Origin of the sequence: Microbispora sp. H11081 (genome assembly GCF_012999535.1) — a bacterium.
Classification (GTDB): domain Bacteria; phylum Actinomycetota; class Actinomycetes; order Streptosporangiales; family Streptosporangiaceae; genus Microbispora.
Genome location: NZ_JABBWV010000003.1, coordinates 146,439 through 172,285 on the forward strand (window position 1 = coordinate 146,439; position 25,847 = coordinate 172,285).

The window sequence follows — 25,847 nt, forward strand, 5'->3', positions numbered from 1 at the left end:
CTCCCCGTGCCGGGGGTTTCGCCGTTACGGGACGCCGCGCCCTGTTCATGGCCCGCTGCGCGGGCGCGAATCCGGTCGGGGCTACATCATCGAGACCCTCGGCACTCCCCGTGCCGGGGGTTTCGCCGTTACGGGACGCCGCGCCCTGTTCATGGCCCGCTGCGCGGGCGCGAATCCGGTCGGGGCTAGTGGTCCGTGTTTGACTTCAAGCGCTTGAGGTCTGGTCTGCTGTCCCCATGGCAACCATCACCATTCAGGACGTTTCGCGACGTACCGGGCTGAGCGAGCCGACGCTGCGCTACTACGAGGACGTCGGGCTGGTCGGCCCGATCGACCGGGACGAGCGGAGCGGGCATCGCCGTTACCGCGACGAGGACCTTCACGTGATCGAGGCGCTGGCCTGCCTGCGCTCGGCCGGCGTAGGCATTGAGGACATGCGCGCCTATCTGGCCAACCGCGCACGAGGGCGGGAGGCGGCGGCCGAGCAGCGCGATCTGCTGCTGCACCACGCGGAGCGCGTCGAGGCCGAGATCGCCGCACAGCGGGCGCGGCTCGCCTACCTGCGCGAGAAGGCGGCGCTTTGGGACGCCCGGGACCGCGGCGACACCGCCGCCGAGGCCGAGGTCACCCGGCGTCTCGTGGACGTGGTCGATCGCTTGAGGATGCTGGGATGAGCCCGGTCCTGGTCACCGGTGGGTCCGGCTACGTGGGGACGCACCTGATCGCCGCGCTGCTGCGGGCCGGGCGCTCGGTGCGCGCCACAGTGCGCTCGACGGCCCGCGAGGCGGCCCTGCGTGCGGCCCTGCGCGCGGCGGTGCGCCGGGGCGGCGCCGACGACGCCCGTCTGGAGTTCGTCGCCGCCGACCTGTCGGCGGACGGCGGCTGGGCCGCCGCGGTAGCCGGGTGCGAGGAGGTCCACCACGTCGCCTCGCCCATCCCGGTCGTCCAGCCCGACGACCCCGACGAGCTGATCGTCCCCGCCCGAGAGGGCACGCTGCGGGTGCTGCGGGCGGCACGCGACGCGGGGGCCAGGCGCGTGGTGCTCACGTCGTCCTTCGCCGCGGTCGGATACACGCCCAAGCCCGGCGCCGAGTTCACCGAGGCCGACTGGACCGAACCGGACACGCCAGGGCTGGCGCCCTATCCGCGCTCCAAGGCGATCGCCGAGCGGGCCGCGTGGGACCTGATGGAGCGCGAGGGCGGCGGCACCGAGCTCGTCGTGGTCAATCCGACGGCCATCTTCGGGCCGGCCCTGACGGCCGAGGCGCGCTCTTCGACTCAGCTGATCAAGGCGATGCTCGACGGGACGATGAGCGTCGCGCCCCGTCAGCGTTTCGGCGTCGTCGACGTACGGGACGTGGCCGACCTGCACATCCGCGCCATGGCCGCGCCCGAGGCGGCGGGCAAGCGCTTCCTGGCCGTGGCGGACGGCCCGGCGCTGAGCTTCCTGGAGGTGGCCGGGATCCTGCGCAGGCGGCTCGGCCCGCTCGCCGCGCGGGTGCCCACGCGGGAGGCGCCGGGGGACGAGCCGCCACGACCGATCATCCACAACGACCGGGCCCGCGACGAGCTCGGATGGCATCCGCGCCCCGCCGAGACCACGATCGTGGACACGGCGGAGAGCCTCTGACGCCTACGACGGCTCCCGGCGGCTCGTCCTGCCGTCGAGCACGTGCCGCAGGTAGGCGTCCGGCGCCTCCAGGAACCGCCGCCAGTGATCCACCAGGTGGAGTTCCTTCCACGCGACGGGATGGATTCCGTCGTCGTCCAGTTCCAGGATCTGCGCGCCGGGAAGCGCGGCCAGGATCGGCGAATGGGTGGCGCAGATGACCTGTCCGCCCTCGCGGGCGACGCGGTCCATCAGGGCCATCAGGCGCAGGCAGGAGGCGAACGACAGCGCGGCCTCCGGCTCGTCCATCAGGTAGAGACCAGGCCCGGCGACCATGCGGTCCAGCACGGTGAAGAACCCCTCGCCGTGCGACTGCTCGGTCAGGTCCTCCTCCCAGAACCCGGGCAGGCCGGACACGTTCTGTCCGAGATCGAACAGCGTCTCCGCGCGGAAGAAGAACGCCCGCCGCTTGGTGCGGGGGCCGCGGACGAGGCGCAGCCCCGCGGTGGTGAACTCGGCGCGCAGGGCACCGCCGAGCGGCGTCGCCTGCCCTGTGGAGGCGTACCGGGTGCCCGCTTTGCCTCCTCCGGAGTTGATGCCGCACACGTCGCTGACGGCCTCGACGAGCGTGGACTTCCCGGAGCCGTTCTCGCCGACGAGGAACGTCACGCGGGCGGTGAGGTCGAGCCCTGCCGCCAGGTGCTGGACGGCGGGGATGGTGAACGGCCACCCGGCCGGATGAGGCGGCGGCACGGCCAGGCGGGTGATCAACACGGCCGGCCCCCCGGGAGCCGCGGCTTGAGGCGGCCGCCCACCCGGTTCGCATGGCCGGGGAGGCACGAGAACGCGCGTCGCCCGTGGCTGGTCATGAAGGGCCTCTCTAGAAGTGCTGGCTGTTCGCGTCGTCGCAGGAGATGGCGAGCACGCCGTCGATCTCGGCCAGCCTGCTCGTGAGGTCGCCGATCGAGCCGGGGCCGTGGAGCAGCAGGGTGACCATGACCGTGCCGGTGTCCTGCCCGCGGGTGGGCTGCTCCAGCGACAGTTCGTCGACCACGAAACGGCGGCCCGTGCACTCGGCCAGGGCCCGCCGCAGCACGCCCCGGCCGTCCGCGTACGACAGGCGCAGCCGCGACTGCGCGTGCCGGGAACGGGGGAGCCGGGCGGCCAGCGGGGTGAGCCCGAGCATCACGACGAAGTTCCCCACCGTGGCGAGGACGGCGAGCAGCCACAGGCCGGCGCCCGCGGCCATGCCGACTCCGGCGGTGAGCCACACGGCGGCGGCGGTGGTCAGCCCCTTGACCGCGTCGCGGCGTACGAAGATCAGCCCGCCGCCGATGAAGCCGATGCCGGAGACGATCTGGGCGGCCACCCGCGACGGATCGAGCACCACGCCGTCGCCGAGCACGTCGGAGAAGCCGTATTTGGACACGAGCATGAACAGCGCGGCGCCGAACCCCACGAGCGTGTGGGTGCGCAACCCGGCGCTCTTCTGCCGGATCTCCCGCTCCAGGCCGATGGCCGCCGAGAGCACGAGCGCGATGACGAGGTCCACGGCCGGCTGCCACCACGCCACGGGACTCACCATGAGTGAGATCGGCATCACACCAGACTAAATCCGCGCGACGCAGCCGTCGAAAAAAGGCGGTGAGGCCGGGGCGGACGCCGCCGTCCCGGCCTCGATCGGACGGCTACCGCCCCGACCGCGCCTTGAACAGCGCCCGCTTGGCGGCCTTCCCCACCTGCTTGTCCGGGTGGGTCTCGTCGATGAGGCCCAGCAACTCCTCGAGGTGAGGGTGGTGGACCTTCCAGATCACGTCCAGCAGCCCGATGAGCGTCTGCGCGGGGCCGATGTCGTGCAGGCTCGACACGAACTCCGGCCGGCCGAGACCCGCGGAGATCGTCCACATGTCGAGGATCAGCCAGTGGGTGTCCGCCTGGGTCGGCTCCGGAGCGTCCTCGACGTCCATCTGGGTCAGGTGCGTCGCGGCGTACGGCCGGAGCGAGGGCTCCTTCAGCGCCTCCTGCCAGGCCGGGATGGCGGCCTCGCCCAGCGAGCCCACCAGGCTGGCGGCCTGCACCCGGACGAGGGCGTCCGACTCCTCCTCGGCGGCGGCTTCGAGCAGTTCGGCGGCGGCCCGCGCCGGGTCGCGCAGCGCGAGCCAGGCGGCGAACTCCTCGTCGGCCTCCTCCTCGGACATGTCGGCGCTGAACGACAGCAGGTCGAGCGCGGTCATGGCGTCGATCGCGGGCCGGGCGTCGATGTCGATGTCCTCGTCGTCCAGCAGGTGGACGAGGCCCTCCGTGCCGAGCGGCGTCAGGGTGACCGTGTCGCCCTCGACGGTGACCATGCCGTAGCCGGTGAGCCAGGCGAGCACGGAGGCGAGCGGGTCACCGGCCGCGGCCCAGGCGTCGGCCCCGAGGTCGTCGTACTCCGCCGCGGCCTCGGCCAGCTCGTCGCGCAGCGAGGACACCTGCCGCGTTCCTCCGGCGAGCAGCACGCGGATCAGCAGCGCGCGGGTCAGGCCGGACAGGGCCAGCGTGAGGTCGTCTTCGTCCAGCTCGGGGTCGCCGTAGTCGAGCGAGTGGAGACCGAGCATCCAGGCGTCGAGGACGTCGTCGTCGTCCTCGAAGGGCCAGGCGGCCGTGTCGGAGTCCACGCTGACCGTGTCGTCGCCGTCGGGGGCGAGGAACTCGAGGTCGATCGCGAGGTTCCACAGGTTCCAGATGTTGCCCGCGTCGGGCAGGCCGACCGCGCGCACCGCGTCGTCCACCTCGGAGTCGGTGAGCAGGGTCTCCTCGCCCACCTTGCGGCCGGTGCCGACCCACAGCGCCAGGTCGCGGGCCTGCGCGATGAGCGTCACCCCGCGTGCCGCCTCGGCTAGCTCGACGTCGGGCCGCAGCCGGACCGTGGGCAGCGCGCCGATCTCGTCGGCGAACGGCTCGAAGTCGCCGAGGCCCTCGTCGATCTCCTCCCCGTCGAGCTCGTCCTCCTCCTCGTCCCAGTCGCGCTCGGCGATGGTGTCCTCCATGGCGTCGACGAAGTCGTCCTCGACCTCGTCGAGCTCGGCGAGGAGGGTCTCCAGCGAGGCCGAGCCGGGCGAGAGCCGCCCGGTGGTCGACAGGAACGTCAGGTACGCCCGGACCGCGGGGATCATGCCGTCGGCCGCGGCCTCGGGGTCCTCGACCACCTGCGGTATGCGCTCCAGCAGGAGAGTGCGCAGGTCGCCGTGTTTCCACAGCCCGACGTCGGCGCTTGCGATCAGGCGGTGCCACAGGGCGGCGGGGCCCACGAGATCGGGGTCGCTGCCTGGTGCGTTTGCCGGCGCCCAGAGGATGAATTCTTGGAGCAGGGGACGCAGTTCAGCGGCGGCTGCCTCGATGCGGTCTGTCACCCCGCCAGCCTAGGGCTTTCGGGACACCGCTCTCCAATCAGTTCGCGCGGCGCATGGCTTCGGTTATCCGCTCCGCGGCGGCGACGACGGGGGCGGCGTGCATCCGGCCGGGCGTACGGGTGAGCCGCTCTATGGGGCCCGACACGGAGACCGCGGCTATCACCTTGCCGCCGGCGCCGCGGATGGGGGCGGAGACGCTCGCCACGCCCTGCTCGCGCTCGCCCACGCTGTGGGCCCAGCCCCTCCTGCGTACGCTCGCGAGCGTGGCGGCGGTGAACTTGGCGCCGCGCAGGCCGCGGTGCAGCCGGTCGGGCTCCTCCCAGGCGAGCAGTATCTGCGCGGCGGACCCCGCGGTCATGGGCAGCGCGGAGCCGACGGGCACGGTGTCGCGCAGCCCGCTGGCGCGCTCGGCGGCGGCCACGCAGACCCGCTCATCACCCTGGCGCCGGTAAAGTTGAGCGCTCTCTCCGGTCAGGTCGCGAAGTTGGGTGAGCACCGGCCCGGCGACGGCCAGCAGCCGGTCCTCGCCCGCCGCCGTGGACAGTTCCGATAAACGGGGCCCGAGGATGAACCGGCCCTGCGTGTCGCGGGAGACGATGCGGTGGTGCTCCAGCGCGACGGCCAGCCGGTGGGCTGTCGGCCTGGCCAGGCCGGTCGCCTGGACGAGCTGTGCCAGGGAAGCGGGGCCCGCCTCCAGGGCGTTGAGTACGAGAACCGCCTTGTCGAGTACTCCGACCCCGCTAGAGTTGTCCATACCCCGATACTGCCGTCTCGGCATACGAGATGCAAACACAATGTTGGCATACACCGGATACAGTGTCCATATCCCGATATATCAGTCTCATGATGAGAGACACGACCGGGGGTATGAGCGCAAGGAGGCGTCACAACCATGGGTCGCACACTGGCTGAGAAAGTCTGGGAGCAGCACGTGGTACGCCGTGCCGACGGCGAACCCGACCTGCTCTACATCGACCTGCACCTCATCCACGAGGTGACCAGCCCGCAGGCGTTCGACGGCCTGCGCATGGCGGACCGCACCGTGCGCCGCCCCGACCTCACGATCGCCACCGAGGACCACAACGTCCCGACCGTGCTCGGGCCGATCTCCGACCCGGTGTCCCGTACGCAGGTCGAGACGCTGCGCAAGAACGCCGCGGAGTTCGGCATCCGCCTGCACCCGATGGGCGACGCCGGTCAGGGCGTGGTGCACATCATCGGCCCGCAGTTCGGGCTCACCCAGCCGGGCATGACGATCGTCTGCGGCGACTCGCACACCTCGACGCACGGGGCGTTCGGCGCCATCGCGTTCGGCATCGGGACCTCCGAGGTCGAGCACGTGCTGGCCACCCAGACGCTGCCCGCCTACCGGCCCAAGACGATGGCCATCGAGGTCAAGGGCGAGTTGCCGGTCGGCGTGACCGCCAAGGACCTGATCCTGGCGATCATCGCGAAGATCGGCACCGGTGGCGGCCAGGGCTACATCGTCGAGTACCGGGGCGAGGCGGTGCGCAAGCTCTCCATGGAGGGCCGCATGACCGTCTGCAACATGTCGATCGAGGCCGGCGCGCGGGCGGGCATGATCGCCCCCGACGAGACCACGTTCGAGTACCTGCGCGGCCGTCCCCACGCGCCCACCGGTGAGGCGTGGGACCGTGCGGTGGAGTACTGGAAGACCCTGCGCACCGACGACGACGCCGAGTTCGACAAGGTCGTGGAGATCGACGCCTCGGCCCTCACGCCGTTCGTCACCTGGGGCACCAACCCGGGCCAGGGCGCGCCGCTCGGTTCCGCCGTGCCGTCGCCCGAGCAGTTCGCCGACCCGGTCGAGCGGGCCGCCGCCGAGCGCGCGCTCGAGTACATGGGCCTCGCCGCGGGCACGCCGCTGAACGACATCCAGGTGGACACCGTCTTCGTCGGCTCCTGCACCAACGGCCGCATCGAGGACCTGCGCGCCGCGGCCGAGATCCTGCGGGGCCGCAAGGTCGTCACCCGCACGCTGATCGTCCCGGGCTCCATGGGGGTCAAGAAGGCGGCCGAGGAGGAGGGCCTGCACGAGGTCTTCAAGGCGGCCGGGGCCGAGTGGCGCGAGGCCGGCTGCTCGATGTGCCTGGGCATGAACCCCGACACGCTGAAGCCGGGCGAGCGCAGCGCCTCGACCTCCAACCGCAACTTCGAGGGCCGCCAGGGCAAGGGCGGGCGCACCCACCTCGTGTCGCCGCAGGTGGCGGCCGCCACGGCGGTGACCGGCCGGCTGACCGCCCCCGCCGACCTCTAGTCCGCCCACGTCCCAGGAAGAGACCACCATGGAAGCGTTCACCACCCACACCGGCCGCGCCGTGCCGCTGCGCCGCAGCAACGTGGACACCGACCAGATCATCCCGGCGGTCTGGCTCAAGCAGGTCAGCCGTACGGGCTTCGAGAAGGGCCTGTTCGCCGCCTGGCGCGAGGACCCGTCGTTCGTGCTCAACGACCCCGCGTACGAGGGCGCCACGATCCTGGTGTCCGGGCCTGACTTCGGCACCGGCTCCTCGCGTGAGCACGCCGTCTGGGCGCTGCAGCAGTACGGCTTCCGCGTCGTCATCGCCTCGCGCTTCGGCGACATCTTCCGCAACAACTCCACGAAGATGGGCCTGCTGCCGGTCGTCCTGCCCGAGGACGTCGTCAAGCGCCTGCAGGACGCGGCGGAGGCGGACCCGGCGAGCGAGATCACCGTCGACCTGGCCGAGCGCCAGGTGCGCGCGGGCGATCTGGTCGTCCCGTTCGAGATCGACGACTACACCCGCTGGCGGCTGCTGGAGGGCCTGGACGACATCGGGCTGACCCTGCGTCACGCGGACGCCATCGAGGAGTACGAGAATGGACGGCAGCCATGGCTGCCGACGACCGTCTGAACGAGTCTCAGACCGGAGATGAGCTGCTGGCGCGGCGACTGCGTGATGCGCATCGCCGCGTCAGAGCGTTAGCCTTACCACAGGAGGAGCAGGCCCGCCTGGCGCGACGGCTGCTTGCTATCTGTGACGTGGCAAAGCGGGACATAGCCCATGCGGCCGCCCGGCTGGACGCCTTCATCGCCTATCTGGACGGCACATCCGACACGCCGAGTAGGCGAAACATGCCCCACGGTGATTGAAGTCCCGCGACCTCGTCCCCTAATTTCAAGCGCGTAAGGGGGAGGAAACCGAAATGAACAAGAAAGAACTCGTCGACGCGATCACAGATCGCGTCGGTGACAAGAAGACGGCGACAGAAGCCGTCAACGCCGTCCTCGACGCCATCCAGGGTGCCGTCGCGAGCGGTGACAAGGTCTCGATCACCGGCTTCGGTGCCTTCGAGATGGTGCACAAGCCGGCCCGTACGGCCCGCAACCCTTCCACCGGAGACCCGATCAAGGTGGAGGAGAGCTGGGTGCCCAGGTTCCGCCCGGGCGCGGATTTCAAGGAGCAGGTCAACGCTGGTGGCAAGGCTGCCAAGAAGAAGTAGCCGGCCCCACCGGTACCAGTGGACGGCGCTCGGAGCCCCCGGGCGCCGTTCGTCGTTTCACGGCCCGGTTCCACATCGCGCGAGGACGGTAATCTCCCCTCCCTGACCTGGGTAAACATGGGTAATCTCAGGTAGGCGAGTCGCAGGGCGTGAATGCGGGGGACCCATCGACCGCGTGTCAGACCGGGGGAAGAAGCTGTGCGTGGCGGTCGAGAGCCTGGGACGCAAGTGCGGGTACGCGAGCCCGGCCGGGTGCCGGTGGCCGCGTTCGACCGGGCGCCGGTCGCGGTCCTGGTGACCGGTGGGGAGGCGCATCGGCTGCTCTACGCCAACGACGCCTTCCGGTCGATGTTCGGGGATCTGCCGATCGGGGCCTCCGTACGGCAGGGACTCCGCGACCTCCTCGGGCAGGACACCCTCGCCGTGCTCGACGAGGTGAGGAGAACGGGGGAGGCCGTACGCCTCGACGACGTCTCCGCGGGCGCCGGCCGTAGCGGCGGACCACACGAGCGCCTCTTCCGGATGAGCCTTTCCGGGATCGCCCTCCAGGGCGGCGAGAGCGGGCTGCTGGCGGTGGTCCAGGAGGCCACGTCGGAGGTCGCCGCCACTTGGCGGGCATCCGTCATGGAGAAGGAGCTTGCCCGCCTCCGGCGCCGTTACCAGAGCATCATGTGGGCGGGCACGCACACCGTGTGGGTGACCGGCCCGCACGGCGACTCCAGAGAGAGCCAGGGCTGGCAGCGGCTGACGGGACAGAAGCCGCACGAGAGTCTCGGCCGCGGCTGGATGCGGGCCCTGCACCCCGAGGACCGCGTGCAGGCCGAGGAGTGGTGGGACAAGGCCGGCGAACAGGAGATCTCGCTGAACGAGGTGACCTACCGCGTCCGCACCCGCGACGGCGTCTACCGGCACATCCGTTTCCGGTCCGTGCCGGTGCGCCAGAACGGCGAGGTGGTGGAGTGGGTGGGCACCTCCACCGACGTCGAGCGGGAGTGGCAGGAGGAGCGCCGCCGCCGGCTGCTGGACCACGCCGCGGCCGCGGCGAGCGACATCACCAACCTGGAGGAGATGTGCCAGGCGCTCGCCGAGGTGGTCGTGCCCGAACTCGCCGACACCTGCGATGTCCACCTGCTTCCCGAGCCGAACGGCGGCCTTCCGCACGCGCGCACCGTCCTCGCCGAGCGCCTCTGTTCCGCCGTACGCGAGGGATTGCCGAGGCTGCCGCTGCTGAAGGAGCACCACTCCGCCGAGGTGCTGCGGCAGGCGGTGGGGCTGCGCCGCCCCGCCCAGATATCCTTCCCCCGCGGACGTCCTTCGTTCCGCCACCCCGAGGCGGTCAGGACGTGGGTCGCCGAGATCGGGGCTCACAACGTGGTCATCCTCCCGATCGTCGTCGAAGGCGAGGTCGCGGCCGTGGTCACGGCCTGCGTCTGCGGGGACCGGCCGCCGATCAGTCCGGCCGACATCGATCTGATGGGGCAGATCCTCGACCACACGCACGACGCCATCGGCAACGCCCTGCGCTTCCGGCGCACCCAGCGGGTGGCGCTGGCCCTGCAGCACAGCCTGCTGGCCGAGCCGCCCCACGTCCCCGGCCTGGAGCTCGCCGCGCGCTACGAGGCGAGCCCCACCGCCGCCGAGATCGGCGGAGACTGGTACGACGCGTTCGTGCTGTCCCGTGGCGTCGTCAAGCTGGTGATCGGCGACGTGGCCGGGCACGACCTGGCCGCCGCCGTGTGCATGAGCCAGATGCGCAACATGCTGCGGGCGCTCGCCGTCGACCGCGACGAGTCCCCCGGTGACGTCCTGAGGCGGCTGAACAGCGCCCTGGAGACCCTGAACGGCGAGAGCACCGCCACCTGCGTGCTGGCCCGCCTGGAAAGGGATTACGAGGGCCTGTGGCGGCTGGCGTACTCGGTGGCCGGGCATCCGCCGCCGTTGCTGGTGACCGGCGAGGGGGAGGGCCGCTTCCTCCAGAACGCGGGCAACCCCCTTCTCGGCCTCTCCTACGAGCACCCGTGGATCAGCGCCGTCGAGCCGTTGCCGCCGGACAGCACACTGCTGCTCTACACCGACGGCCTCGTCGAGCGGCGGGGAGAGGACCTCGGTGACGGGCTCGAACGGCTGCGGCGGTGTGCCGAGCCGCTCGCCCGCGAGCCCCTGGGCCGGTTCTGCGACGAACTGCTCACCGGGATGCCGGTGACGGGCGAGGACGACGTCGCCATGATCGCGCTGCGAGTGCCACCGGCCGGGCGCTATGAGGGAGCCGCCTCGTCATCGGCCTCGTAGCCGGGGACCGCGGGCGGCCACCCGACGTCTCGCGGGAGCGGCCGGGAGTTTTCGACGCGGACAGGTGTCAAGACGGCGGCGGCGGCTCCGACCAACCGGTGGGAGGGCCCCATGGAGGCTCGCGAACCACGAGGAGAACGCGATGAAGTTCCTGATCAGCCTGCACATCAACCCGGCCGTGCTGGACGCGCTGACCGACGAGGAGAGGGCGGCGCTCGGCGATGGACACGGCAGGTTCATCGAGGCGCTGAAGCGGTCCGGAGAGCTGATCAGCACACAGGCGCTGGTCGACCCGTCGCAGGCCGCGGTGGTGTCCGTGCGCAACGGCCAGCCGGTGGTGACCGACGGTCCCTTCCTGGAGGCCAAGGAGTATCTGGGTGGCTTCTACCTGATCGACTGCGAGAGCAGGGAGCGGGCGATCGAACTGGCGGCGCGAATCCCGGACACCGCGATCGAGGGTCTCGGCGTCGAGGTGCGGCAGGTCATGTTCGCCGACGGACAATTGGAGGCATGACAGCACCGGTCGTCGAGGGCCTGCTGCGTGAGCTCACGCCGCAGGTCCTCGGCGCGCTGGTACGCCGGCACGGCCGGTTCGAGGGGTGCGAGGACGCCGTGCAGGAGGCCGTTCTCGCCGCCGCCGTGCAGTGGCCGGTCGAGGGAGTGCCGGACAACCCGCGTGGCTGGCTGTCGACCGTGGCGTCCCGGCGGCTCATCGACCAGATGCGCAGCGACCAAGCGCGCCGTGAGCGGGAGTCGGTGACGGCCGCCGTCGAGGTGATGCCGGAGGACGTGCCGGACACCGACGACACGCTCGTCCTGCTCTTTCTGTGCTGCCATCCCACGCTGACCGCGGCCTCCCAGGTCGCCCTGACGCTGCGGGCGGTCGGCGGCCTGACCACCGCCGAGATCGCCCGCGCGTTCCTGGTGCCGGAGGCCACGATGGCGGCCAGGATCAGCCGGGCCAAGCAGCGCGTCAAAGCCGCCGGGAGCTCGTTCGGCCTGCCGGACGGCGCGGAGCTCCAGGAGCGGCTCCGGGTCGTCCTGCACGTGCTCTACCTGATCTTCAACGAGGGCTACACCGCCTCCTCGGGCAGCGATCTGCACCGCGCCGACCTCGCGAACGAAGCGATCCGGCTGGCCCGGATGGTGCAGGCCCAGCTGCCCGGCGACGGCGAGGTCACCGGGCTGCTCGCGCTGATGTTGCTGACCCACGCCCGCAGAGAGGCACGTACGGATCCGGCCGGCGATCTGGTGCCGCTCGACGAGCAGGACCGCACGAAGTGGGACCGCGGGCTGGTGGACGAGGGCGTCGAGCTGATCAAGGCGGCGCTGGGCGGCCCGGCGCTGGGGCCGTACCAGCTCCAGGCCGCCATCGCCGCCACGCATGCCGACGCGGCCACGGCCGAGGAGACCGATTGGCCGCAGGTGCACGCCCTCTATCTGATCCTGGAGCGGATCGCGCCCAACCCGATGGTCACCCTCAACCGGGCGATCGCGCTCGCCGAGATCGAGGGCCCGGAGGCCGGGCTGGCCTTGTTGTCCACGTTGGACGGTGACGAGCGGTTGGCCGGGCATCACCGGTTGCTGTCCGTGCGCGCGCATCTGCTGGAGAAGACCGGCGACAGGGCCGGGGCGTACGAGCACTACCGGCGGGCCGCGAGGTCCACCGCCAGCATGGCCGAGCGGCGCTACCTGGAGTCCCGGGCCGGCCGGGTGAGGGCGTAGCCCCGGGCCTTCAGACCCCCAGCAGGTGCCTGAGGAGCAGCAGCGCGATCTCCAGCCCCAGCCGCAGGCCTGTCCCCGCGTCGGCGGAACCCACCAGCGCGAGGGCGAGCGGCGTCAGGACGGGGACCAGGACGCGGGCCGTCCTGGCCAGGGTGCGCGGCAGCGTGAACGGCACGGAAATCGTGATCGTCATGACGGGACCTCCTGTCTCGTGCCGGACGGCACGGAGGGAACCCGTCACCCGGCCCGGCAGCGGCAGCGGGCGGCGACCGCGCCTGCGGCCCCGGAGCCCCGCGGCATGGCGCGGAAGGCGCTGCGGAAGGTGCCGAGGAAGGTGCCGAGGAAGGTGACGGGATGGGATGGTGTCGGACTACTGCCGGAAGTCATCCCGACCACCTCCTCGAGGTCGTACGGCGACACTCATGGCACGGCGGACCGCGCCGGTGGCGCCTGTCGATTCGCACCCCTCACGTAAGAGCTTCGGCACCGCGCGGCGTGATCCCTCAAAGGAAGCCACCTGGGGTCACCCCTTAAGCCGGGGAGACCTGTCCTGACCCGGGGCGTCTCTCGACGAGGAGGGTCAGTGGCCTGTGTCCGCGCGGACGCCTCACCGAACGAGGTGCCTGCTCCTCCAGTAGAACCCCGGCGGCATGATCGGGTCAAACCCCGCCCTGGTCAGAGGGCCTGCCGTCCGGCGGGTCAGGGCGTCGGGAACGTGGAGAGCGTCACGTAGGTGACGTGGCCGTCCGCCATGACGAGGGCGACCCGCTGGCCGGGACGCAGGTGCCGCAGCGGTCCGGCGTCGAAGGCCGCGCCGTCGAAGGGGATCCTGGTGCCGTCGTCGAGGAAGACCCAGCCCGAGCGGGTCGCGGGGTCGAAGCTCTGCACCGTCGCCTGCACGCGGCCAGACTATCGCCGCGACCGGCTCTCCTCGTCGGGGTCCTGCTCGCCGACGTAGGAGGCGAGGCCGCGCAGGATGATCTCCACGCCGAGCTCGAACCGGTAGTCGTTCGACTCGTCCATCATCAGGTCGGCGAGCGCCACCAGGTTCGGGAACCGGTCGGGCGGCAGCGAGGCGAAGTAGTCGTTGACCTCCTCGCGCATCTGCTCCGGGGCGTTGCCGCCGGTCTCCGGGTAGCGGTCCCGCCAGAGGCTCTCCTCAAGCACGAACCCGTCGATGTACGTCGAGAGCAGGTCGCCCGCGATGGCCTGGACCCTCCTCGGCAGACCGGCCGCCGCGAAGAGGCCCAGCAGTTTCTCCACGTGGGGGAGCAGTTCCGGTGCGAAGGGCACGTTGCCCAGGGAGATCTTCGCCAGGTCCCGGTGGCCGAGCAGCCTCCGGCGGCCCTGGCGGGCGAAGTCCATGACCTGCTCCCGCCATCGGGCGGGGTCGGGCTCGGGCAGGTCGTAGCCCTCGAAGACGCGGTTGTACATCAGCCGCAGCAGCTCGTCCTTGTCGCGTACGTGGACGTACAGCGCCGATACGGCGACGCCGAGCTCGGCGGCGACCTGCCGCATGCTCAGCCGGTCGTAGCCCTCGCGGTCGAGGACCGTGTAGGCGGCGTCGACGATCCGCTCGCGGGTGAGGGGCACTCTGGCCGGCGTACGTCTTCTCGGCGGACGCTCCCACGGCGGTGTGGGCATGTCCGGCTGCGTCATGAAGGACCTCCCGGTGTTCCGCTCATGGTAGTGAACACCGCTCCGCGCTCCAGAACAGCGCTCTAAACGCGATATATCTTGTCGATGTCAAAGACGCGATATAGCGTGGTGAACATCGCACTTGTAGCTGAACAGTGATCGGTGATAGAACGATGCTCAGTTACAGTGAACAGCGTTCAGTTCTCCAGGAGGAGTGATGTCGGAATCCATCACCGCGCCGGCGTCGGCGGCACCGACGGCCGGAGCGCCGTACCGCTGGCGCTGGGCGGCGCTCTTCGTGATCCTCGCCGCGGAGGTCATGGACCTCGTCGACGCGACGGTCACCAACATCGCGGCGCCGAGCATGCGCGCCGATCTCGGCGGCTCGGAGGGGACCATCCAGTGGATGGGCGCCGCCTACACCCTGGCCATGGCCGTCGGCCTGATCACCGGAGGAAGGCTGGGGGACATCTTCGGCCGCAAGCGGATGTTCCTGATCGGCGCGGCCGGCTTCACCGCCGGATCGCTGCTGTGCGCCGTCGCCCAGTCGCCCGAGATGCTCATCGGCGCGCGGGTGATCCAGGGCCTGTTCGGCTCGGTCATGCTGCCGCAGGGGCTCGGGATGATCAAGGAGATGTTCCCGCCCGCGGAGGCGGGCAAGGCGTTCGGCATGTTCGGGCCGGTCATGGGCCTGTCCGCGGTCGGCGGCCCGATCCTCGCGGGCTGGCTGGTCGAGGCCGACTTCTGGGGCACCGGCTGGCGGATGATCTTCCTGCTCAACCTGCCGCTGGGCCTCGCCGCTCTGGCCGCCGGGATGCGCTACCTGCCCGAGTCGAGGTCGCCGCACCCGCTGCGCCTCGACCTGGGCGGGATGGCGCTCGCGTCCCTGGGCGGCTTCCTGGTGATCTACCCGCTCGTCCAGGGCCGCGAGTACGACTGGCCGCTCTGGGCGTTCGTCATGCTCGTCGCCGCGGTCGTCGTCTTCGCCGTCTTCGGCCTGGTCCAGTCGCGCCGCAGCCGTTCCGGAGGCGACCCGCTGATCGTGCCGAGCCTGTTCCGCAAGCGCGCGTTCACCGGCGGCCTGTTCACCGGCATCGTGTTCTTCTCCGGCATGGCCGGGTTCATGCTGGTCTTCAACCTCTACACGCAGATGGGGCTCGGCTACTCGGCGCTCAAGGCAGGCCTGGCGATGGCCCCGTGGTCGGCCGGCATGATCGTCGGATTCGGTCTCGCGCAGCCGCTGCAGCGGTTCGGGCGCAGGCTCCTCCAGGGCGGCACCCTTGTCATGGTGCTGGGCGTGATCGGCGTCGTGCTCACGCTGAACATCGCGGGCACGCACCCCAACCCGTGGCAGCTCGCCCCGGCCCTCGTGGTGGCGGGGGTCGGCATGGGCCTGCTGATGTCGCCGTTCTTCGACATCGTGCTGGCCGGAGTGGAGCAGCACGAGACGGGTTCCGCCTCCGGCAGCCTGACGGCCGTGCAGCAACTGGGCAGCGCGTTCGGCTACGCCCTGATCGGCACGGTCTTCTTCGACCTGCTCGGCGACACGCCGGGCATCGGCGGCTTCGACCACGCGATGAAGGTGACCCTCTGGGTGGTCGCGGGGATGCTCGTGGTGACGTTCGCGGTGGCATTCCTCCTGCCCAGGCACGCTCGCGAGAACGCCGAGGCGGCGCACTGACCGCGGCGGCCGCCTCGGAGGCTCAGCCGGATGTCAGGGACAACCGGGCCGCGACCTCCGCGGTGGCGGGCCCGACGCCCAGGGCCAGGGCGGCGCGCAGGTCCTCCACCGTGTCCACGTCCCTGCGCACGGAGTCGATGCCGGACAGGGACAGCTCCTTGGCCCCTTCGGACAGGTGCCTGACCCTCGACTCGCCGCCGAACCCCGGCAGGAAGGGCACGCCGGGCCGTACGCCGTAGAACGTCGTGCCCACCTCGGCCGCGTCGGGGACGAAGGACTGGTCGAACTCCAGCGCGGCCGTGAGCACCGTCGTCAGCTCCGCGGGCCGCAAAGCGGGCAGGTCGGCCTGCAGGGCGCCGACGGCGTCGTCCGGCGCGAGCCGTACGGCCTCCGCCGCGCCCGCCCGCAGGGCGGTGTTGAGCCCCCGGTCCGGGTCGGAGACCACGTGGGCGCCGAGCGCGGCCAGCCGCCGAGCGGGCAGCGGGTCGGCCGTCACGACCACCACGCGCGCCACCAGCGGGCACCGCAGCGCCGCCGCCACGGTGTCGGAGGCCACCGCGACCGCGAGGTCGGTCCGGTGCGGCCCGGCCGCGGCGGCGAGCCGCGTCTTGGCCCGGATCAAGGTTTTCACCGGGACGACTATTGACCATCGCGCGAGGTGCATACCTGTAGCATCCCGCCTCGACATCGCCAATGGCCAACCGGGAGACTTGTGCCGGATCCCGGTGATTTGGAGACCCTGTGAGCCACCCCAGCGAGCCCTCGCCAGCCCCCAAGACCCCCGCAGTGCCCACCCCCGCCGTGGTGAGCCGCCGTGCCGGCCGGCCGCCGCGCTTCTGGGAGGCGCTCGCGGTCGTCGTCGTCAAGCCGCTCTCGCGGCTGTTCGTGAAGCGGAGGTGGCGCGGCGGGCAGAACATCCCCCGCACCGGCGGCCTGATCATCGCGGCCAACCACCTGTCATGGTCGGATCCGGTGCTGCTCGCGCACTACCTGTACAACAACGGGCGATGGCCGACGATCCTGGCCAAGGCGGGGATCTTCCGGGTGCCCGTGCTGGGCCACGCCGTCACCCAGCTCCAGGCCATCCCGGTCGAGCGCAACAGCACCGAGGCCACCCAGTCGCTCAAGACCGCCGAGCAGCGGCTGCGGAACGGCGCCTGCATCATGTTCTATCCCGAGGGCACCATCACCCGCGATCCCGACCTGTGGCCGATGGCCGGCAAGACCGGCGTCGCCCGGCTGGCCCTCGCGACCGGCGTGCCGGTCGTCCCGATCGCCCACTGGGGCGCCCAGGAGCTGCTGCCGTACGGGGCGAAGAAGCCGCGGCTGCTGCCCCGCAAGACCTTCCACGTGATCGCCGGGCCGCCGGTCGACCTGTCCAAGTACGCGGGCCTGCCCATGCGCGGCTCGGTCCTGCGCGAGGCGACCGCGGACATCACGGCCGCCATCACCGCCCTGCTCGCCGAGATTCGGGATGAGAAGGCGCCAGACACCCCTTATGACCCTAAGAACGCGGCTAACCGCTGAGCGGGGCGTACGGTGAGGGAGGAGCGCGCGGAGCAAGAGGAGTGGTGCGGCCAGTGAGCAGGGCGGCTGTTTTCGGAACGGGCTCGTGGGGCACCACGTTCGCGATGATCCTCGCCGAGGCCGGCACCCCCGCGACCCTGTGGGGCAGGCGAGCGGAGATCGTCGACGCGATCAACGAGACCCGGGAGAACCCCGAGTATCTGCCCGGTCTCCGGCTGCCCGACACGATCCGCGCGACGACCGACCCCGCAGAGGCCATGGACGGCGCGGACTTCGTGGTCCTCGCGGTGCCGTCCCAGACGCTGCGCGGCAACCTCCGCGGGTGGAAGCCCCACATCCCGTCCGAGGCTGTGCTGGTCAGCCTCATGAAGGGGGTCGAGCTCGGCACCTGCAAGCGGATGAGCGAGGTCATCTGCGAGGTGGCCGAGGTGCCGGAGCAGCGGGTGGCCGTGGTCTCCGGGCCCAACCTCGTCCCGGAACTGGCCCAGCGGCAGCCCGCCGCGGCCGTCGTCGCCTGCCGCGACGAGGGGGTGGCCGCCCGGCTCCAGGAGGCGTGCCACCTGCCCTGGTTCCGGACCTACACGAACCCTGACGTCGTGGGCGTCGAACTCGGCGGCGCGGTCAAGAACGTCATCGCGCTGGCCGTCGGCGTCGCGGCCGGCATGGGCCTGGGCGACAACGTGCGGGCGACGCTCATGACACGCGGGCTGGCCGAGATCGGCAGGCTGGGCGCGGCGCTCGGCGCGGACCAGCACACCTTCGCCGGCCTCGCCGGCATGGGCGACCTCGTCGCCACCTGCACCTCGCCGCTGTCGCGCAACCGCACCTTCGGCGAGAACCTGGGCCGCGGCATGACGCTGGCCGAGGTCGTCGCGGCCACGAAGCAGACGGCCGAGGGGGTCAAGTCGTCCGAGTCGGTGCTCGAACTGGCCAGGAAGCACGACGTGGAGATGCCGATCACCGAGGTGGTCGTCGGCGTCGTCCACGACGGCATGACCCCCGGTGAGGCCGCCGTGCTGCTGATGTCCCGCACCCCCAAACCGGAGCGGTACGGCGTCTGATCAGGGATTCGGACCCTCGCGACGCGCGGCTGACAAGCCGTTTTGCACCTCGAACACGGTAGATTCGGGCATCATGAATGAGGATCGCGAGTCCCCGTCACGCGTACGCGTGGCAGTCGTCTTTGGCGGACGCAACTCCGAGCATGCGGTGTCCGTGATGAGCGCGGGCAGTGTGCTCGACGTCATCGACCGGTCGAAGTATGAGGTCATCCCCATCGGCATCGCCCAGGACGGGCGCTGGGTGCTGGCGTCGGGCACCCAGTCCTACGCGATCGAGTCCGGCCGCCTGCCCGTCGTGGACGACTCGGGCACCGCGCTCGCCCTGCCGGGGGACTCCGGCACCCTCATCGCCCTGGAGCCGGGGGAGATCCCGCAGGCGCTCGGGCGGGTCGACGTCGTGTTCCCGCTGCTGCACGGCCCGTACGGCGAGGACGGCACCATCCAGGGGCTGCTGGAGATGGCCGGCGTCCGCTATGTGGGCTCCGGCGTCCTGGCCAGCGCGGTCGGCATGGACAAGGTCTACATGAAGGTCGTGCTGCAGGCGGCCGGGCTGCCGGTGGGCCCGTACGTGGTCGTGCGCGACCGTGACTGGCGGCTCGACCGCGGCCGGGTGCTCAAGGAGATCGAGGAACTGGGCTGGCCGGTGTTCGTCAAGCCGTCCCGGGCCGGTTCTTCGCATGGCATCTCCAAGGCGCACGATCCCGAGTCGCTGGAGGCGGCCATCGAACTCGCCCGCGAGCACGACCCGAAGGTGCTGGTCGAGGCCGCCATCGTCGGCCGCGAGGTCGAGTGCGCGGTGCTGGAGTCGCCGGGCGACGCCGCCCCGGGGGCGAGCGTCCCCGGTGAGGTGCTCGTGGCGGGCGGCCAGGACTTCTACGACTTCGAGGCCAAGTATCACCCCGGCCAGATGACGCTCCAGGCGCCGGCCGACATCCCCGCCGAGGTGGCCGAGACGCTGCGGTCCATGGCCGTGCGCGCGTTCGAGGCGCTCGGCTGCGAGGGCCTGTCGCGGGTCGACTTCTTCTACACGCCGTCCGGTGAGCTGATCGTCAACGAGATCAACACCATGCCCGGTTTCACGTCGACGTCGGTCGCGCCGCAGTTGTGGGCCGCCAGCGGCCTGCCGTACGCGGGCCTGGTCGACCGGCTGCTCCAGCTCGCGCTGCACCGGTCCGCCGGCCTGCGGTAGCTACTCGGGGACGCTCGACTTGACCGGCCCGGCGAGGTCGACGAGCACGGCCCCGGGCTGGTGGTCCTTGCCGATGGTGACCTCGACGTACGCGACGCGGTTGGTGGACGTGAACAGCGCGGGCCGGCGCGGGTCCTGGAACCAGCCGACGCCGTTGATGTCGGAGACCTCCGCCGTAGCCTCCATCGAGGCCGGCCGGGGCACGCCGCAGCGCAGGGCGATCTGGCCGTCACCCCAGACCGCGACGTACGGCGAGGGGGGTTCCGAGGCGGTCCTGTCGAGGCCGTCGAGCGTCTTCGGCAGCGCCGCTCCGAGCGCGCGGCAGGCCGCGGCGGCCTCGCCGGTCGGTGTGGGCGGCTCGACGTGGACCGTGGACGAGCAACCCGCGAGCAGGACGAGCGCCGCCACGATCGCGGCTCCCCGCGTCGTGCCTGTGGTGCCCTTGGCCTTTCGCATCGTCTTCCCGGCTCGCGTCCCGCTCAGATGTGCTCGTGTTCCACTCAGATGTGGACGATCGGACACGTCAGTGTACGGGTGATGCCCTGGACGCCCTGGATCTGGGCCACGACGAGCTTGCCGAGCTCGTCCACGTTGTTGGCCTGGGCCCGGACGATCACGTCGTACGGGCCCGTGACATCCTCTGCCTGGGTGACCCCGGGGATGGAGGAGATCTCCTCGGCCACGTTGGCGGCCCTGCCGACCTCGGTCTGGATAAGGATGTAGGCCTGCACCATGGCGCCCTCCGGGTAGAGATCAGTGCCGGAGCGTAACCGTACCTCGAATGCACTAGGGGTGTGCTATCACAGTCGGAGATCTCGGCGAATTCGGAGTAATTCACCGGATATCAGGACGCCTTCCGCGGACCGCGGCCGTCTTGCTGGGCCCCGGCGACGACGCCGCGGTGCTCAGGGCCCCAGACGGGCGGGTCGTCGTGAGCACGGATCTGCTGATCGAAGGCCGGCACTTCCGCCGCGACTGGTCGAGCGGGTACGACATCGGCCGTAAGGCGGCGGCGCAGAATCTTTCCGACATCGTTGCCATGGGGGCCGATCCCACCGCCCTCGTGGTCGGTCTGGGGTTGCCCGCGGACGTCCCCGCCGAATGGCTGGACGCGCTGACCGACGGCTTCCGCGACGAGTGCGACCTGGTCGGGGCGACCGTGGCGGGAGGCGACATCGCCAGGTCGGAGACCGTCGTGCTCGGTGTGACCGCGCTCGGCGACCTGGCCGGCAGGCCGCCGGTCGTCCGGTCGGGCGCACGGCCCGGTGACGTGGTCGCGGTGGCGGGCCGCCTCGGATACGCCGCGGCGGGGCTGGCTCTGCTCGGGGCGGGCGTGACCGACGGCCCCCCGGATCTCGTGGCTCTGCTGGAGGCGCACCGCCGCCCCCTGCCGCCGTACGCCTGCGGCCCGCAGGCGGCGCTCCTCGGCGCCACGGCGATGCTCGACGTCAGCGACGGCCTGCTGCAGGACCTCGGGCATGTCGCGGACGCGAGCGGCGTGGCCGTAGCGCTGGACGCCGCCGCCCTGCCCGTGCCGGAGGAGTTGTCCGCGGCGGCGCGCCGTCTGGGCGCGGACCCGCTGGAGTGGGTGCTGACCGGCGGCGACGACCACGCGCTCGCCGCGACCTTCTCCCCGGAGGTGTCGCTGCCCTCCGAGTGGACGTGTGTGGGGGTGGTCACCGAGGGCCGCGGAGTGCGCGTGGATGGACAAAGCAGGACACAAGGGGGCTGGGATCACTTCCGTGGATGATGTGAAATTTGTGACATAGGTGTATTAGATCTGTTATTAAGTATGGCGGTCAGGCAACAGGAAGGACCGTCATGGGCCGTCACACCGCAGGACGCAAGGCGCGAGAGGAGCAGCCCTGCCCGGCCCAGGATGGACCTCCGGACAGGGTCGCCGTCCCGGACCGCCTCGTCTTCCGCCCTCCGGCGCCTTCCGGGACCGGGCACCCCGGACCGCTGCCAGGGACCGCGCCGTGGCCCGCTCCGCCCGCCGACACGGCCCCGCCGTGGCCTGTGCCGCCCGAGGACACGTCTGCGCGGTGGCCCGCTCCGCCTTCGGACACGTCTGCGCCCTGGCCTGCTCCGCCCTCCGAGGCGACGACCCGGATGTTCGCCGCCCTGTCGCCCGAGCGGCTGGAGTCCGAGCGGCTGGAGTCCGGGAGTCTGGAGTCCGGGAGTCTGGAGTCCGGGAGCCTCGCGGCTCCTGGCAACGCTGGGGGCTCCGGGGGAGGGGGGGACCATGGCCTTCCCGGGCGTGGCGGCAACGGCCGCGCGAAGCGGCCGAGACGGATGCGGAGGCTGGCGCTCGTGTCCGGGCTGTCCGTGCTGCTCGCCGTGGGCGTCACGACCGGTGGCGCACGGCTGATCGCGGGGCGGACCACCCTGGCCCTGGAGCAGCCGACGACGGCCTGCCCGGTCTCCGAGAGCTGCGACGCCCCCGGCGGGCCGTACGGAGCGTCCGGCTCGGGCCATGCCCTCGGCGAGACGCCCGCGCCAGGTGATCCGAGCGGCGATCCGAACCAGAACGACCCGGACCAGTACGGCCAGGACGAGCCCGGTCCGAAGGACACCGCGAAGAAGGACACCGCGAAGACCGACACCGCGCAGGATCCGCAGGCGACGCCGGTCTCCACGGCGGCCTCCGGAGGCCCGGATCGCGACCAGGCGTCCGCCCGTACGCGCACTCCGTCCACCGCCGCTCCGCGCGCGTCGTCCCAGGAGTCTCCGCGCGTGGACGACGCTCCCGCCGCCGTGACGGACGTCGACGGCGGCGTGGCGGACACCGTGCCCGGTGACGAGCCCGTGCCGGACGGCGGGGATCTCGGAGGGAAGCCGGGCGCGGACGGCACCGGGTCCGCCCTCCATGGCGACGCGGCGGTCGGGGTGCGCTTCACGGTGACAGGCCGCCACGAGAGCGGATACACGGCACGGCTCGTCGTACGCAACGAGGGGCCCGCCCTGCCGGCCTGGACCATCCGCCTGTCCGTCGGCGGGCTGGTGACGGCGGTCGACGGAGCGGACTGGACCCAGCGGGGAGACGCCCTGACGCTGAGTTCGCGGACCGCGCTGGACGAGGGCGGCGCGCTGACCTTGACCATCAGCGCCGACGGCGCGTCCGCCGCGCCCGGCGGCTGCGTGCTCTTCGAGGGCCGATGCGAGGTGACCGGTCCCGGTCGCTCCGGCCGCCACGGCTGATCCCGCCGCTGACCCCGCCGCTGACCCCGCCGCTGACCCCGGCCGCGCCGGGGCGGTGTGACCGCGACCGGGACGAACCGCAGTCCGTCCGGCGCCCTGCGCCGGGGGGAATCGGGGGAGGAACGGGTGTTTTGGTTGGATTGGCCCATGACCACCCCACCACGTGTCCTGACCATCGCGGGCTCGGACTCCGGCGGAGGCGCCGGCATCCAGGCCGACCTGAAGACCATGCTGGCCCTCGGCGTGCACGGCATGAGCGTCATCGCGGCCGTGACGGCGCAGAACTCCCTGGGGGTGCAGGGCTACTGGGAACTGCCTCCCGAGGCGGTGCGGGCACAGCTCGACTCGGTTCTCGGCGACATCGGCGCCCAGGCGATCAAGACGGGCATGCTGGCGTCGTCCGTGCTGGTGGAGACCGTCGCGGAGGCGCTCGCGGGCGTGACCGCGCCCGTCGTCGTGGACCCGGTCGGCGTGTCCAAGCACGGCGACAGCCTGCTCGCGCCGGAGGCCGTGGAGACCGTCAAGAGCGTGCTGCTGCCGGCCGCGACCGTGGTCACCCCCAACCTGTGGGAGGTCGAGCAGCTCACGGGCGTCAAGGTCGAGGACGCCGGCGACCTCCCCCGCGCCGCCGAGGCCGTGCTGGCTCTGGGCCCCAAGTGGGCGCTGATCAAGGGCGGCCACCTCCCCGGGGAGCCGGTGGACCTGCTCACCGACGGGTCGGGGGAGCACCGCTTCACCGCCGTGCGGCACGACAACCGGCACACCCACGGCACCGGCTGCACGCTCGCCTCCGCCATCGCGTCGTACCTCGCCCTCGGCGCGGACGTGCCCGGCGCCGTACGGCAGGCCAAGGAGTACGTCACGGGCGCCATCGCGCACGGCTTCCCGCTGGGCGCGGGCATCGGGCCCGTGGACCACGGCTGGCGGATGCGGACCGGCGTCTGAGCGGGCCCGGGGCGGGCGACCACGTCCTTCGGCGTGGCGCGGTCGCCGGTCCGCCCGGCCGCGCGAGTGCCTTCCGGCATGCCGAGAGCCCGTCACCGCGATCGGTGACGGGCTCTCGGCAGAGTCAGACGGTCAGCGCGAGACCTTGCCCGCCTTGATGCAGGAGGTGCAGACGTTCATCCGCTTCGGCGTCCCGTTGACCACCGCGCGCACGGTCTGGATGTTGGGGTTCCAGCGGCGGCGGGTGCGGCGGTGCGAGTGGGAGATGTTGTTGCCGAAAATCGGCTTCTTGGCGCAGACGTCGCAGACGGAAGCCACGGTTATCGCTCCTTTGAATCAGTCGATCGGCCCGGCGCCGGTGCAGCGGCTCGTCCGAGCAATGCCGGGACAACCGGCTGGCCACACGAGGATATCCGATGTTCGCCGATGCACGCCAAACGGGACTCCGGCGAACGGGGATAGTCTCGTACCCGCCAACGGTAGCGCATCGAGGGGTTGGATCGCGCGGAAGGAAGGGCGGCCGGATGCTCAAGGAGCTCGATCCCCCCGCGGTGCGCCGCTGGTCCCGCCACTGCGCGGCCGCTCTCGGCCGGGCCAGGGCGGAGATCGACGCGCTCAACGTGTTCCCCGTGCCTGACGGGGACACGGGGACGAACCTGCACCTGACGATGCTGTCGGCGGCCGAGGCGGTCGACGGGCTGCCCGGCGACGCGGACGCCGGCGCCACCTGGGAGGCGCTGACGCACGGTGCCCTGCTCGGGGCGCGGGGCAACTCCGGTGTGATCGTCAGCCAGGCGCTGCGCGGCATGGGCGAGGTGCTCGGGCGTTCGCCGGGAGAGGGCGCCGACCTCCGCGACGGCCTGACGAGGGCGGCCGAGATGGCCAGGGCGGCGGTGGCCAGGCCCGTGGAGGGCACGGTGCTCAGCGTGCTGTCAGCCGCGGCGCACGCCGTGCGCGACACGCACGGCGACCTGGCCGAGGTGGCGGGCCGCGCGGCGGACGAGGCGCGGCGGGCCCTGCGCCGTACGACGGAGCAACTGGACGCGCTGTCCCGCAGCGGCGTGGTGGACGCGGGCGCGGCGGGCCTGGTGATCATCCTGGAGAGCCTGGCCGAGGTGGTGACCGAGGCGTACAGCGAGCGGCACGAGGTGCCCGCCCCCGCGTCGCGGATCACCCCGGACGAGCTCGGACGGCGGGACGCGGGCGGCCCCGCGTACGAGGTCATGTATCTCCTGGACGCGGGAGCGGGCGAGGCGGACCGGCTGAGAGGCGAGCTCGACGCGCTCGGGGACAGCCTGGTGATCGTCGGTGGTGAGGGCCTGTGGAACGTCCACGTCCACGTGGACGACGCGGGCGCGGCGATCGAGGCCGGGCTGCGAGCCGGGCGCCCGCACCGGATCAGGGTGACCCACCTCGGAGGGCGGCCGCACAAGCCCGGCCAGGTCAGAGGCGTGGTGGCGGTCGCCGCCGGTGACGGCCTCGCGGCGTTGTTCAAGGAGGCGGGCGCGGCGGTAGTACGGCGCGAGCCGGGCTCGGTCCCGACGGCGGCGGCCCTGCTGCGGGCCGTCCGCGAGGCGGGGAACGAGGTCGCGGTGCTGCCCAACGACGCCGCCGTATACGACGTGGCCGTCGCCGCCGCGGAGATCGCCAGGGAGGAGGGCGTGACGGTGAGCGTCCTGCCCACCCGGGCCTCCGTGCAGGGACTGGCCGCCCTGGCCGTGCACGACCCGCTGCGCCGCTTCGACGACGACATCGTGGCGATGACCGACGCCGCCGGGCACACCCGCCATGGTCACGTGTGGGTCGCCGACCGCGCGGCGATGACCAGCGCAGGACTGTGCCGGATCGGCGACGTGCTCGGGGTGGTGGACGGCGAGGTCGCGCTGATCGGCGCTGACCTGGCGGAGACCGCGGTCGAGGTCGCCCGGCGCCTGGTCTCGGGCGGTAGCGAGATGGTCACGCTCGTCACCGGCGCGGGCGCGCCCGAGGCCCTCCTCCACGCCGTACGCGACCACCTGGAGCGGGTCCGCCCGGACCTGGAGATCGTCGTGTACGAGGGCGGGCAGGGCGGATATCCCCTCCTGATCGGCGTCGAGTAGCCGGATTG

General features: G+C 71.8%; 29 protein-coding genes and 1 riboswitch. Of the genes, 17 read left to right on the forward strand and 12 right to left on the reverse strand.

Annotated features, from left to right (window positions below; all coding sequences use genetic code 11):
• Window positions 1-236 precede the first annotated feature (236 nt).
• Both HHX31_RS10190 and HHX31_RS10195 read left to right on the forward strand, forming a co-directional pair.
• Window positions 237-674, forward strand: a complete 438-nt coding sequence (locus tag HHX31_RS10190) for a MerR family transcriptional regulator (protein WP_169947545.1) — start codon at window positions 237-239, stop codon at window positions 672-674.
• Window positions 671-1,630 (forward strand): NAD-dependent epimerase/dehydratase family protein, encoded by a 960-nt coding sequence (locus HHX31_RS10195; protein WP_169947547.1) that lies wholly within the window; start codon window positions 671-673, stop codon window positions 1,628-1,630. Before HHX31_RS10190 ends, HHX31_RS10195 begins: the two co-directional genes overlap by 4 nt.
• A gap of 3 nt (window positions 1,631-1,633) precedes the next feature.
• Here the strand turns inward: HHX31_RS10195 and HHX31_RS10200 are convergent, their stop codons facing one another.
• From HHX31_RS10200 to HHX31_RS10215, 4 genes are all read right to left on the reverse strand, one after another.
• Window positions 1,634-2,383 (reverse strand): AAA family ATPase, encoded by a 750-nt coding sequence (locus HHX31_RS10200; protein ID WP_169947549.1) that lies wholly within the window; start codon window positions 2,381-2,383, stop codon window positions 1,634-1,636.
• Window positions 2,384-2,489: 106 nt separating this feature from the next.
• Window positions 2,490-3,209, reverse strand: a complete 720-nt coding sequence (locus HHX31_RS10205; protein WP_249345859.1) for an MgtC/SapB family protein — start codon at window positions 3,207-3,209, stop codon at window positions 2,490-2,492.
• 88 nt (window positions 3,210-3,297) lie between these two features.
• Complete coding sequence (locus HHX31_RS10210) at window positions 3,298-5,001, reverse strand: hypothetical protein (RefSeq protein ID WP_169947550.1); 1,704 nt, start codon at window positions 4,999-5,001, stop codon at window positions 3,298-3,300.
• A 37-nt stretch (window positions 5,002-5,038) separates the two neighbouring features.
• Window positions 5,039-5,755, reverse strand: coding sequence for an IclR family transcriptional regulator (locus tag HHX31_RS10215; protein WP_079312748.1), 717 nt, complete (start codon window positions 5,753-5,755; stop codon window positions 5,039-5,041).
• A gap of 138 nt (window positions 5,756-5,893) precedes the next feature.
• Here HHX31_RS10215 and leuC point away from each other — a divergent pair, with 138 nt between their 5' ends.
• From leuC to HHX31_RS10250, 7 genes are all read left to right on the forward strand, one after another.
• Window positions 5,894-7,279, forward strand: a complete 1,386-nt coding sequence (gene leuC / locus HHX31_RS10220; protein ID WP_169947552.1) for a 3-isopropylmalate dehydratase large subunit — start codon at window positions 5,894-5,896, stop codon at window positions 7,277-7,279.
• A 28-nt stretch (window positions 7,280-7,307) separates the two neighbouring features.
• On the forward strand, window positions 7,308-7,895 hold the full coding sequence (gene leuD, locus HHX31_RS10225; RefSeq protein ID WP_169947554.1) for a 3-isopropylmalate dehydratase small subunit: 588 nt from the start codon (window positions 7,308-7,310) through the stop codon (window positions 7,893-7,895).
• Window positions 7,874-8,134, forward strand: coding sequence for a hypothetical protein (locus HHX31_RS10230; RefSeq protein ID WP_169947556.1), 261 nt, complete (start codon window positions 7,874-7,876; stop codon window positions 8,132-8,134). The genes leuD and HHX31_RS10230 overlap by 22 nt, the downstream gene beginning before the upstream one ends.
• 53 nt (window positions 8,135-8,187) lie before the next feature.
• A complete protein-coding gene (locus tag HHX31_RS10235; protein ID WP_169947558.1) occupies window positions 8,188-8,484 on the forward strand; it encodes an HU family DNA-binding protein in 297 nt (98 codons plus the stop codon).
• 228 nt (window positions 8,485-8,712) lie between these two features.
• Window positions 8,713-10,773 carry a SpoIIE family protein phosphatase gene (locus HHX31_RS10240; protein ID WP_311931720.1) on the forward strand — a complete coding sequence of 687 codons (2,061 nt, stop codon included), beginning with the start codon at window positions 8,713-8,715 and terminating at the stop codon, window positions 10,771-10,773.
• 142 nt (window positions 10,774-10,915) lie between these two features.
• A complete protein-coding gene (locus HHX31_RS10245) occupies window positions 10,916-11,287 on the forward strand; it encodes a YciI family protein (protein WP_169947562.1) in 372 nt (123 codons plus the stop codon).
• On the forward strand, window positions 11,284-12,498 hold the full coding sequence (locus HHX31_RS10250) for an RNA polymerase sigma factor (RefSeq protein ID WP_169947564.1): 1,215 nt from the start codon (window positions 11,284-11,286) through the stop codon (window positions 12,496-12,498). Before HHX31_RS10245 ends, HHX31_RS10250 begins: the two co-directional genes overlap by 4 nt.
• 10 nt (window positions 12,499-12,508) lie before the next feature.
• Here HHX31_RS10250 and HHX31_RS10255 read toward each other — a convergent pair whose 3' ends face one another.
• The 4 genes from HHX31_RS10255 to HHX31_RS10270 form a co-directional block, all read right to left on the reverse strand.
• Window positions 12,509-12,691: a hypothetical protein gene (locus HHX31_RS10255; RefSeq protein ID WP_169947566.1), complete on the reverse strand. Its 183-nt coding sequence runs from the start codon at window positions 12,689-12,691 to the stop codon at window positions 12,509-12,511.
• A gap of 44 nt (window positions 12,692-12,735) precedes the next feature.
• Window positions 12,736-12,885, reverse strand: a complete 150-nt coding sequence (locus HHX31_RS10260; protein ID WP_169947568.1) for a hypothetical protein — start codon at window positions 12,883-12,885, stop codon at window positions 12,736-12,738.
• Window positions 12,886-12,955: 70 nt separating this feature from the next.
• Window positions 12,956-13,124: riboswitch (M-box (ykoK) riboswitch) on the reverse strand.
• 73 nt (window positions 13,125-13,197) lie between these two features.
• Window positions 13,198-13,398 (reverse strand): hypothetical protein, encoded by a 201-nt coding sequence (locus HHX31_RS10265; RefSeq protein WP_169947570.1) that lies wholly within the window; start codon window positions 13,396-13,398, stop codon window positions 13,198-13,200.
• 9 nt (window positions 13,399-13,407) lie between these two features.
• A complete protein-coding gene (locus HHX31_RS10270; RefSeq protein WP_169947572.1) occupies window positions 13,408-14,157 on the reverse strand; it encodes a TetR/AcrR family transcriptional regulator in 750 nt (249 codons plus the stop codon).
• Window positions 14,158-14,353: 196 nt separating this feature from the next.
• Here HHX31_RS10270 and HHX31_RS10275 point away from each other — a divergent pair, with 196 nt between their 5' ends.
• On the forward strand, window positions 14,354-15,817 hold the full coding sequence (locus tag HHX31_RS10275; RefSeq protein ID WP_169947574.1) for an MFS transporter: 1,464 nt from the start codon (window positions 14,354-14,356) through the stop codon (window positions 15,815-15,817).
• A gap of 22 nt (window positions 15,818-15,839) precedes the next feature.
• Here the strand turns inward: HHX31_RS10275 and cofC are convergent, their stop codons facing one another.
• Window positions 15,840-16,481, reverse strand: coding sequence for a 2-phospho-L-lactate guanylyltransferase (cofC, locus tag HHX31_RS10280; protein WP_169947576.1), 642 nt, complete (start codon window positions 16,479-16,481; stop codon window positions 15,840-15,842).
• Window positions 16,482-16,558: 77 nt separating this feature from the next.
• Here cofC and HHX31_RS10285 point away from each other — a divergent pair, with 77 nt between their 5' ends.
• The 3 genes from HHX31_RS10285 (at window position 16,559) to HHX31_RS10295 (ending at window position 19,594) form a co-directional block, all read left to right on the forward strand.
• Entirely contained in the window at window positions 16,559-17,344 is a 786-nt protein-coding gene (locus HHX31_RS10285) for a lysophospholipid acyltransferase family protein (RefSeq protein ID WP_311931721.1), read from the forward strand.
• A 53-nt stretch (window positions 17,345-17,397) separates the two neighbouring features.
• Entirely contained in the window at window positions 17,398-18,405 is a 1,008-nt protein-coding gene (locus HHX31_RS10290; RefSeq protein ID WP_169947578.1) for an NAD(P)H-dependent glycerol-3-phosphate dehydrogenase, read from the forward strand.
• A 73-nt stretch (window positions 18,406-18,478) separates the two neighbouring features.
• Window positions 18,479-19,594: a D-alanine--D-alanine ligase family protein gene (locus HHX31_RS10295; RefSeq protein WP_169947580.1), complete on the forward strand. Its 1,116-nt coding sequence runs from the start codon at window positions 18,479-18,481 to the stop codon at window positions 19,592-19,594.
• On the opposite strand, the gene HHX31_RS10300 is transcribed toward HHX31_RS10295, so the two are convergent.
• Both HHX31_RS10300 and HHX31_RS10305 read right to left on the reverse strand, forming a co-directional pair.
• Window positions 19,595-20,050, reverse strand: coding sequence for a DUF3515 family protein (locus tag HHX31_RS10300; protein WP_169947582.1), 456 nt, complete (start codon window positions 20,048-20,050; stop codon window positions 19,595-19,597).
• 44 nt (window positions 20,051-20,094) lie between these two features.
• Window positions 20,095-20,328, reverse strand: a complete 234-nt coding sequence (locus HHX31_RS10305) for an Lrp/AsnC family transcriptional regulator (protein ID WP_169947584.1) — start codon at window positions 20,326-20,328, stop codon at window positions 20,095-20,097.
• Between the two features lie 65 nt (window positions 20,329-20,393).
• On the opposite strand from HHX31_RS10305, the gene HHX31_RS10310 reads away from it, so the two are divergent.
• From HHX31_RS10310 to thiD, 3 genes are all read left to right on the forward strand, one after another.
• Window positions 20,394-21,344: a thiamine-phosphate kinase gene (locus tag HHX31_RS10310; protein ID WP_169948299.1), complete on the forward strand. Its 951-nt coding sequence runs from the start codon at window positions 20,394-20,396 to the stop codon at window positions 21,342-21,344.
• 563 nt (window positions 21,345-21,907) lie between these two features.
• On the forward strand, window positions 21,908-22,795 hold the full coding sequence (locus HHX31_RS10315; RefSeq protein ID WP_169947585.1) for a hypothetical protein: 888 nt from the start codon (window positions 21,908-21,910) through the stop codon (window positions 22,793-22,795).
• Between the two features lie 147 nt (window positions 22,796-22,942).
• The gene (thiD, locus tag HHX31_RS10320) at window positions 22,943-23,740 is read left to right on the forward strand and encodes a bifunctional hydroxymethylpyrimidine kinase/phosphomethylpyrimidine kinase (RefSeq protein WP_169947587.1); all 798 of its coding nucleotides are present in this window, start codon (window positions 22,943-22,945) and stop codon (window positions 23,738-23,740) included.
• 132 nt (window positions 23,741-23,872) lie between these two features.
• Here the strand turns inward: thiD and rpmB are convergent, their stop codons facing one another.
• On the reverse strand, window positions 23,873-24,058 hold the full coding sequence (gene rpmB, locus HHX31_RS10325) for a 50S ribosomal protein L28 (RefSeq protein ID WP_079312702.1): 186 nt from the start codon (window positions 24,056-24,058) through the stop codon (window positions 23,873-23,875).
• A gap of 206 nt (window positions 24,059-24,264) precedes the next feature.
• On the opposite strand from rpmB, the gene HHX31_RS10330 reads away from it, so the two are divergent.
• Window positions 24,265-25,839 (forward strand): DAK2 domain-containing protein, encoded by a 1,575-nt coding sequence (locus tag HHX31_RS10330; protein ID WP_169947589.1) that lies wholly within the window; start codon window positions 24,265-24,267, stop codon window positions 25,837-25,839.
• Window positions 25,840-25,847 lie beyond the last annotated feature (8 nt).